The organism is Archangium sp. (genome assembly GCF_036388035.1).
Lineage (GTDB): Bacteria > Myxococcota > Myxococcia > Myxococcales > Myxococcaceae > Archangium.
Genome location: NZ_DASVSO010000104.1, coordinates 1 through 1,598, shown reverse-complemented (window position 1 = coordinate 1,598; position 1,598 = coordinate 1). Strand labels below are relative to the sequence as shown.

The 1,598-nt window shown below is 71.3% G+C and carries 2 protein-coding genes and 1 pseudogene; 2 read left to right on the top strand and 1 reads right to left on the bottom strand.

Annotated features, from left to right (window positions below):
- Positions 1-228, top strand: a 228-nt coding sequence (locus VF697_RS04620) for an MXAN_5187 C-terminal domain-containing protein (RefSeq protein WP_331092256.1), incomplete at its 5' end; no start/stop codon positions are given.
- A 64-nt stretch (positions 229-292) separates the two neighbouring features.
- Here VF697_RS04620 and VF697_RS04615 read toward each other — a convergent pair.
- The gene (locus VF697_RS04615; RefSeq protein WP_331092258.1) at positions 293-1,102 is read right to left on the bottom strand and encodes a slipin family protein; all 810 of its coding nucleotides are present in this window, start codon (positions 1,100-1,102) and stop codon (positions 293-295) included.
- Positions 1,103-1,471: 369 nt separating this feature from the next.
- Here VF697_RS04615 and VF697_RS04610 point away from each other — a divergent pair.
- A pseudogene (locus VF697_RS04610) lies at positions 1,472-1,598 on the top strand (ATP-dependent helicase); the annotation flags it as partial.

The following is a 1,598-nucleotide window of genomic DNA, read 5'->3' as shown; positions in this document are numbered from 1 at the left end:
ATCGCCCTGGCCGAGGAGCAGCACTTCCAGGACGTGTTCCGCGAGTTCGCGGCCACGCGCGACCAGTGCGGTGAGCCCAACGACGGCCTGACCTACGACAAGTTCGTGGCCAAGCTGCGCAAGAACAAGGAGCAGCTCGTCCAGAAGTACGCCTGCAAGACGGTGCGCTTCCAGGTGTACGTGAAGGAGGGCAAGGCCGCCCTCAAGGCCACGCCCGTCAAGGACTGACGCGCGGCGCGCTCGACTGTTGCCTCCCGAGGGCTCCAGGTCTCCAGGACCTGGGGCCCTCTCGCTATGTGGAGGCGGGCTCGTCACCCTCGGCGGGCGGTACGGGCTCATCGCCCCGGGTGGAGCGCTTGCGTGCGAGGGGCGTCAGCTCCGGGCCCACGCCCAGGACGAAGGTGTGGCCGGACGTGGTGCTCGCGCCCTCGAGCGTCTGGAGCACGCGCAGGTTGAGCAGGGCGGGGTTCTGCTCCACCATCCGCGCCGCGTTGGCCAGGTTGCGCAGGGCCGCCGACTCGCCGCGCGCCTTCTCCAGCCTCCCCTGCGCCTCCTTCTTCGCCTTGAGGGACTCGGCGAAGGCGCGCCGCAGGTCCGCCGGCAGCATCACGTCCTTCAACTCCACCGACTCCACGGAGAGGCCGAAGGCACGGGCCTCGCCGGCCACCCGCTCGCGCATCCGCTGCCCGAGGTCCAGTCGCCCCGATACCAGCTCCTCCAGCGGGTGGCGGGCCACCTCCTCGCGCAGCGCGAGCTGCACGGCGAGGTAGAGCGCCTCGGTGAAGTTCTGCACACGGTGCAGGGCCTGCTCGGGGTCCACCACGGCGAAGCGCACCGCGACGCTCACCTTGAGCCCCACCTGCTCATGGCTGAGCACGTCCTGGCCCGGCACGGTGAGGGAGCGCAGGCGCACATCCACCTGCTGGGTGCTGAAGCCTGGGCGCGGCATCCGGTGGGCCCCGGGCTTCAGCACGCGCACGAAGCGCCCCTGCCGGTAGAGCAGGGTGGCGAAGCCCTCGGGGACGACCTCCTTGCGCACGAGCACCCCATAGGCCACCGCGAGCGCCACCACCGCCAGGGGGAAGAGTTGGAACCAGAGCATGTCCACCGGTGTGCACCTCGTACGGAAGACGCCCGCTCCGGGGGCCCCGGCGGCGCGGCGGGGGCTCTTCACCCGCATGGCCGTTTCGCACGGTGCGCCCGAAAGCGCTGGCCCCCGGAGCAGCCGTTGGGGAGTTGAACCCCGGCCTTTACAGGCTGCCAGGAAGGGAGACCCCCATTCCAGGACACCCCCGGACCGATGTCCGCGGGCGCTGGCGAGGCCTCCCCGCGAGACGGACGCAGGCGACGCGGAGTCCTGACACGGTGAGGCGCCGCGCCTTGTCTGGGAAGTAGTCAGGGCTGAGCATCAGCGGCCCGTGGACGGCGGCTCGTGGGTGCTCGGCAGGGCGGGCTGTGGTAGCCCGGGTGTGTGAGCGACACCTTCCAGCAACTGGGCCTGTCCCCCGAGTCCCTCGATGCCCTGCGCCGCGCGCGGTTCTCGCGGCCCACACCCATCCAGGAGCAGGCCATTCCCCCGGCGCTCGCTGGCAAGGACG

Coding starts and splice junctions, on each gene's coding strand:
- VF697_RS04615 (WP_331092258.1), bottom strand. CDS start 1,102: ATGCTCTGGTTCCAACTCTTCCCCCTGGCGGTGGTGGCGCTCGCGGTG.